Origin of the sequence: Desulfovibrio sp. 1214_IL3152, from assembly GCF_036763055.1 — a bacterium.
Classification (GTDB): Bacteria; Desulfobacterota; Desulfovibrionia; order Desulfovibrionales; family Desulfovibrionaceae; genus Desulfovibrio.
Window position 1 is genome coordinate 1 of record NZ_JBAIYW010000130.1, and the last position, 6,751, is coordinate 6,751.

Here is a 6,751-nt window from a genome sequence, read left to right on the forward strand (position 1 = left end):
GCCGGAGCCGTGCTGCCCGATGTGCTGGACCAGCGCATGGCGGGCCTGGCCCCCACCAGGCGGGGAAGGCAGAAAATATTCAATGCCGTACACCGGGGAACCACCCACTGGTTCGGCTGGTGGCTGGCCCTGTGCGCGGCTGCCTTTGTTTTGCCTGCTGCGGAACTCGGCCCCATTGGGCGTGATGTGCTTCTGGGACTGGGCTTTGGCGGTTTGAGTCATGTGGTTTTGGACATGCTGACGCCTTCCGGGGTTCCGCTGACGCCGTTTTCGCGCAAGAACAAGGTTTCGCTCAAGCTCTGCTCCACAGGCAGTCTTGGCGAATATTGCTTTCTGGCCTGTGTGGTGGGGCTGACGTGGTGGTTTTATGGTGAAGACCTGCTGCGCATGACACGCCACCTCGCACGCACGAAAATTTTGTAGACGCTGTCTGACAGTTTTGCCCGCCGGATATCCGGACGCGGCGGACGCCCGGCCCTGCCGTGAGCGTTCGCCGCGTTTTTTGTTGTATACGCATAGCAGAGGATAGCATGAAAGATATTTTGACCTACCGTGCGCAGGCACGCTCAGCTATGTTGTGTTTTTTTAAGCACAGCAGTAGCATAATTCTCATGCGAGGTTATATGGAGGGGTCTGACTTACGTAACTAGCAAAATTATTTGCTTTCTGTAAGGGCTTACGCATAATTTTGCGTCAAGATCGATCAGGAGTAGCAGTTATGTTTGAATCGGACATCAAAAAAATGCTGGCTTCCGTAGATGTGAAGATTGACGGGTCCCGTCCGTGGGATATTCAGGTTCATAACAATCAACTTTACAGCCGTGTTCTGCGTTTCGCCAATCTGGGGCTGGGCGAGGCATATATGGAAGGCTGGTGGGACTGCAAGGCCCTTGATCAGTTTTTTTATCGGATTTTGCGGGGCGGTCTGGAAAAGCGTTTTCGCTTTGCCCTGCCTGTGCTGCTGGAGGTTATTGCCTACTCATTTCGCAATCTGCAAAGTCCGGAACGGGCACGCATGGTGGCTGTGCACCATTATGACTTCGGCAATGAAGTTTTTGAGGCCATGCTTGACCCGGCCATGCAGTATAGTTGCGGCTACTGGGAAAACGCTGCAAACCTGGAAGAAGCGCAGCGGCAGAAGATGGACATGATTTGCCGCAAGCTACGCTTGCAGCCGGGCATGAGTGTTTTGGACATAGGCTGCGGCTGGGGCGGGCTTGGGCGCTACATGGCGCGGGAATACGGCGTGCGGGTCACCGGTGTGACGGTTTCCAAAGCTCAGGCAAGCTACGCGCGGGAGCACGGCCGGGGGGTGGATGCCCGCTGGCTGCTGCAGGATTATCGCACCCTTTCCGGCACGTATGACCGCATTGTTTCTGTGGGGATGTTCGAACATGTGGGGCGCAAGAACTATGCGGTCTATATGGATACCGTCCGCCGTCTTCTGGCAGAGGATGGTCTTTTTTTGCTGCACACCATAGGCGGAAACAAGGCGCGTCGTTGCGTCGACCCCTGGATTGAAAAATACATTTTCAAAAACGGCATGCTGCCCAGCATCCACCTGGTTGGGAAATGTGCTGAAGGCCGTATGGTGATGGAGGACTGGGAAAATTTTGGCGCGGACTATGACAGAACCCTCATGTGCTGGGCCGAAAATTTCATCCGTGGCAGGGAGGAGGGCAAGTTCCGGTGCAGCGAAGCGCAGAGCCGCATGTTTTTGTATTATCTGTCAAGTTGCGCCGGGGCCTTTCGCGCCCGTGATCTCCAGCTATGGCAGATCGTCTTTTCGCCAAAAGGCGTTGAGGGAGGATACAAGCGTCCGCAACTCTGATCTTTGACACGCCATGTACGCTCTTGCCTTGCAGCAGGCATGGCGTTATGGCTTCTGCTGCACGCCGTAGCGCATCTTGCCGGATACGGCGCCGTTCCACCATTCAGGGAGAGCGCCGTGGACCGCATCCTTCTTTTCAAGCTCACGCTGACGCCTCTGCTCGTGCTTATCTGCATGCTCATCACCCGGCGCTGGGGAGCCTTTGCCGGGGGCGTGGCCGCCGGGCTGCCGGTGGTGTCCGGCCCCCTTTCTTTTTTTCTTACCCTTGAACAGGGAACGGCCTTTTCCGCTCAGGCAGCCTACAATACCTTGCTCGGCATCGATGCCAACGGTCTGGCCGCTGTGGCCTATCCCTGGTTGGCCGTACTGGGCGTACCCTGGTATGCGGCCATTGCGCTTTCACTGGGCATATACTTTCTGGGCGGCTGGTTTGTGCAGTTGCTGCCGCACTGGCCCCTGGGCGCGGTGGGCTTTTCTTTGCTGTCCCCTCTGCTTGTGCTTCTGTGCCTGCCCCGGCAGGCAGGCCGCGACGTGCCGCAGCCACAGCCGCACCAGTGGCTCATGCTTGTGCAGATGGCTTTCGGATCGCTGCTGGTCTATGCGGTTACAGAGACGGCGCACTGCCTTGGGGCGGGCTGGAGCGGCATTCTCATGTTTTTCCCTGTCATGATCTGTGCGATGGTTCCTTTCATTCATGCCACCCAGGGCCCCTGGACCGTGGTGCGGGTGTATCGCGGGCTTATGGCGGGCTGGTTCGGCTGCATCGCGTTTTTCGCCATTGTCATGCCCCTTGTGGAAATTACGCCCCTATGGCTCTGTTACGCTCTGGCCGTGGGTGCGGCGCTGGGGACCAGCGCCGTAGTGAGCGCTGTGCAAAGACGGAGAGCCGGAGGAGCGGCGTCCTGACGGCCGGTTGATGGGTGCGCGCGCCCATTGTTGGGGTGCTACAGGGCTGAAATGCTTGCAGGGATCGGAGGGCAAGGTTTTGTGGTGAAAGCGCAGGCGGGGTTTACTCGCCGCAAGCGTCGGTTGTATGAAATTCAAGAAGATATGTTTGCAAGGCGAACCGGGCTCCAGGAAGTGATGTTTGAAATGCGCTCCCTGTTTTCATTTGGTCCGCCTGCGCGGCGGGCGGCAAGGCGGGGCCGGTTATGGGGCTTCGCCCCCTTCTCGGCCCCCCTTGCATCCCCCCCGAAGCACCCCCTTCAGGTTTTCAATTATCGTGCGTTTGCGAGGGCTGCGCGTCTTTTGCTTCGGGAGCTTCCCTCCCTCCGGTCGGGTGATCTCCCTGCGCGCCGCGCAATGCCATCAACGAAATGCTTTTTTTGCTGGCCCGAGCTGATGGACTGCGAAAATTTATTGTCCCTGCGTTGCGTCACGCTGGATTGCGTTACCCTGTAGTGCATGGCCTTTCGGTGCAGGGGCAAGGACGGCTTCAAGGGCCTCCGCGGCGGTTTTTTATGCTGTCGGGCGTGTCTTGGAGCAAGTTCTCCTTGAAACTGCCCTTGCGGCTGCGTAGCGCGGTTTATCTGTGCGGTAGACGTGGAAGCGGGCGTCCCGGAAGCAATGGGAATGGATATTCTCAGTGCGAAAATGCTCTACGTTTTGAAAAGGTATATATTCAAAGCTGATCTGCCCTGAAAAATAAAAGGCGCGCACCGTGGTGCGCGCCTTCTGCGTGTTTCAGGGGTATCCGGCAGGGATTAGAGCAATTTCACTTTGAAATTGCTCTGGCGGCTGCGTGAGCAGTCGCCCGCCGCAAAGATGCAAGCGCAATTTACTTGCGCGGTTAAGCATCGAAGCGAGCGTGACTTAAACTTTGAGAATGTACATTCTCAAAGTTAATCTGCTCTAGCCGAAGAACGCCTTGAGGTCGTCCTGCGGGGTGGTGATGCCGCCAATCTTGAACTGTTCCACCAGCACCTTGGCTACGTTGGGCGAAAGGAAGGCAGGCAGCGTCGGTCCGAGGTGGATGTTTTTCACGCCGAGGCTCAGCAGGGCCAGAAGCACGATAACTGCCTTCTGCTCATACCAGGCGATATTGTACACAATGGGCAGGTCGTTGACGTCCTCAAGGCCGAAAACTTCCTTGAGTTTGAGGGCGATGACCGCCAGGGAATAGGAGTCGTTGCACTGCCCGGCGTCCAGCACGCGCGGGATGCCGCCGATGTCGCCCAGGTTGAGCTTGTTGTAACGGTACTTGGCGCAACCGGCGGTAAGAATGACCGTGTCCTTGGGCAGCCCTTCGGCAAAATCGGTGTAGTAGGTGCGGGACTTGGCGCGACCGTCGCAGCCGGCCATGACCACAAACTTTTTGATGGCGCCGGACTTCACCGCGTCCACAACCTTGTCGGCCAGGGCCAGCACCTGATTGTGCGCGAAGCCGCCGATGATTTCGCCGGATTCGATTTCCGTCGGCGCGGGACAGGTTTTGGCATGGGCGATGATGGCGCTGAAGTCCTTGTGCTCGCCGATTTCACCGGGGATATGCTTGCAGCCCGTAAAGCCCACGATGCCGGTGGTGTACACGCGGTCCTTGTAGCTGTCTTTGGGCGGCACAAGGCAGTTGGTGGTCAGCAGCACGGGGCCGTTAAAGCTTTCAAATTCTTCTTTCTGCTTCCACCAGGCATTGCCGTAGTTGCCCTTGAAATGCGCATATTTCTTGAAGGCGGGGTAGTAATGGGCGGGCAGCATTTCAGAGTGGGTGTACACGTCAACGCCCGTGCCTTCGGTCTGCTTGAGCAGCATTTCAAGGTCGCGCAGGTCATGCCCGGAAATGAGGATGCCGGGGTTGCTGCCCACGCCGATGTTTACCTTGGTGATTTCGGGGTGACCATACGTGCCGGTATTGGCCGCGTCCAGCAGGGCCATGGCCGAGACGCCGAACTTGCCCGTTTCAAGGGTAAGGGCCACAAGGTCGGCCACGCTCAGGCTGTCGTCCAGGGTCTTGGCAAGGGCTTCCTGCATGAAGGCGTCAAGGCTGCTTTCATGCTTGCCGAGCACGTCCGCATGCTTGGCGTAGGCCGCCATGCCCTTGAGGCCAAAGGTGATGAGCCAGCGCAGGGAGCGCACATCATCGTCGGTGGTCGCCATGACGCCCACGGTTCCGGCCTTGGCCAGCATGGCGGACTTTTCCGTGGCTTCCCACAGGGCGGCGTCGCTGAGACCGCTTTTGTCGGTAAGGGACGCGGCCAGTTCTTTTTTGGCGGCACAGGTCATGCGCACGCGCTCGGTGAGGATGTCGTCGTCAAAGTTGGCATTGGTGATGGTGGCAAACAGGTTGCCGGCAACCAGACGGTCGATCCTGTGGTCAACAGCCTTGCCTTCGGCGCGCAGGCGCGTGGCGATCTGGCCGAGGCCCTTGGTCACATAGATCAGCGCGTCCTGAAGGGCGGCAGTTTCAGGCTTTTTGCCGCACACGCCAACCTGGGTGCAGCCTTTGTTGCCCACGGTTTCCTGGCACTGGTAGCAGAACATGGCATTACTCATGGTTTCTTGTCCTTGTATGGCTCCGTTGCGGCGGAGGCTTGGGTGAAGCCCGCAGCGGGCGGGCATCGTGGATGAAAACTGTTTGCGCGGGCGGAAATCTTCAGGTCCGCATTGCGCCGATGTGGCAGGCTCAGCGTGCTTCCGGCGGAAAAACGACAACCAGCAATATTTTTAAGCGTTCCACAGCATTGATGGAATGGGGCTGCCCGGCGGGCATGATGATGGAATCCCCGGGTTTGAGAGGAACCGGCTGCCCGCTTATGGTCACCTGTCCCTGTCCCTCAAGGGCCAGAACAAAGGCATCGCCTGCGGAGGTGTGCGTATTGATCTCTTGGCCCTTGTCAAAGGCGAAAAGGGTTATGCTCACGGCATTGCTCTGAACAAGCGTCTTGCTGGTCACCTGCCCCGGCTGGCAGTATACCTGCGCGGCCAGGGGCAGCGCGGCGGCGTACTCGAGATTCTTGAGCAGGCGTTGCATGGTTCCCTCCTTGCTTTTGATGTTTCCTGTATACCAAGGGGGGGAGTCGGCGTCCGTAACAATTGTTACGGAACAGAATAATCGTAAAATTCTTTCAGGCGGTCGGGATGAGGCAGGGTGATATGTTTTCCGTTGATGTTCAGCAGCCCTTCATCGCGCATGGCTGCCAGCTCACGGGAAAGCGAGGGCCGTGTGACGCCCAGAAAGTCGGCCATCTGTTCACGGTTCATAAGCAGATTCAGTGAACCGTCGGGCTTACGGTGCTCAAGCAGCAAAGAGGCGATCTTGCGGCGCAGGCTGCCGGATGAAAGCAGCGATACGCGGCGTGTGAGAAAAAAAGCCTTGCGGGCAAATACTGAAAGCATGTTGCGTATGATCTGCGCATGCATGCTGCAGCGCTTTTCGCAGGTAGAATAGAAAAATTTTGCGGGTATGGCCAGCACGCGTACGGGGCTTTCTGCCTGCACGCTGCAGCCGTAACTGGACTGGTCAAGAAAAACATATACTTCGCCAAACAGATCGCCAGGATGGTCAATGCGCGCCATGATGGCTCGCCTGCCGTCGGCGCTGTCACGTCCGACGGAAACAGATCCTTCCAGCAGGACAAAGAGCCGGGTGGGGGCGTCTGTTTCGCAAAAAACCATGCTCCCCTTGCCGTATTTTTCTTCCACCGCGCCGCTGCACCCCAGGCAAAGCCTTGCTTCATCCGCGCTCATGTGGGCGAAAAGATCGCAGTTTTTCAGGGCCTGATCCATGCGTTTTTCCGGCGTCAGAGGTGGAGAAGCCGCCGGAACATGCGCCGGGCGGCAGGGCCGTCCCGAACACTATACATAAAAACGGCAGCAATGCCCATAGGGAGCAGTTGACTGAACAGGGCAGCTTTGCGCAGGCCCACGGATTGTGCGCCCCGGCTGCGGCGCCTGCCTGCGAGGGCGGCGACTGCTCTGCGGTCT

7 protein-coding genes are annotated in these 6,751 nt (G+C 58.1%); 3 read left to right on the forward strand and 4 right to left on the reverse strand.

Features of this window, described 5'->3' with window-relative positions; translation table 11 throughout:
- The 3 genes from V6C07_RS02720 to V6C07_RS02730 all read left to right on the forward strand — a co-directional run.
- Positions 1 to 423 (forward strand): metal-dependent hydrolase (locus V6C07_RS02720; RefSeq protein ID WP_333534844.1); only part of this gene is annotated, 423 nt, incomplete at its 5' end.
- 295 nt (positions 424 to 718) lie between these two features.
- Positions 719 to 1,831, forward strand: a complete 1,113-nt coding sequence (gene cfa / locus V6C07_RS02725; protein ID WP_333534845.1) for a cyclopropane fatty acyl phospholipid synthase — start codon at positions 719 to 721, stop codon at positions 1,829 to 1,831.
- 39 nt (positions 1,832 to 1,870) lie between these two features.
- A complete protein-coding gene (locus V6C07_RS02730) occupies positions 1,871 to 2,737 on the forward strand; it encodes a hypothetical protein (RefSeq protein WP_333534846.1) in 867 nt (288 codons plus the stop codon).
- Positions 2,738 to 3,682: 945 nt separating this feature from the next.
- On the opposite strand, the gene hcp is transcribed toward V6C07_RS02730, so the two are convergent.
- The 4 genes from hcp to V6C07_RS02750 all read right to left on the reverse strand — a co-directional run.
- Positions 3,683 to 5,308 carry a hydroxylamine reductase gene (gene hcp, locus V6C07_RS02735; RefSeq protein ID WP_333534850.1) on the reverse strand — a complete coding sequence of 542 codons (1,626 nt, stop codon included), beginning with the start codon at positions 5,306 to 5,308 and terminating at the stop codon, positions 3,683 to 3,685.
- Between the two features lie 142 nt (positions 5,309 to 5,450).
- A complete protein-coding gene (locus V6C07_RS02740; RefSeq protein WP_333534847.1) occupies positions 5,451 to 5,798 on the reverse strand; it encodes a cupin domain-containing protein in 348 nt (115 codons plus the stop codon).
- A gap of 65 nt (positions 5,799 to 5,863) precedes the next feature.
- On the reverse strand, positions 5,864 to 6,553 hold the full coding sequence (locus tag V6C07_RS02745; protein WP_333534848.1) for a Crp/Fnr family transcriptional regulator: 690 nt from the start codon (positions 6,551 to 6,553) through the stop codon (positions 5,864 to 5,866).
- A 14-nt stretch (positions 6,554 to 6,567) separates the two neighbouring features.
- Positions 6,568 to 6,751 (reverse strand): hypothetical protein (locus V6C07_RS02750; RefSeq protein WP_333534849.1); only part of this gene is annotated, 184 nt, incomplete at its 5' end.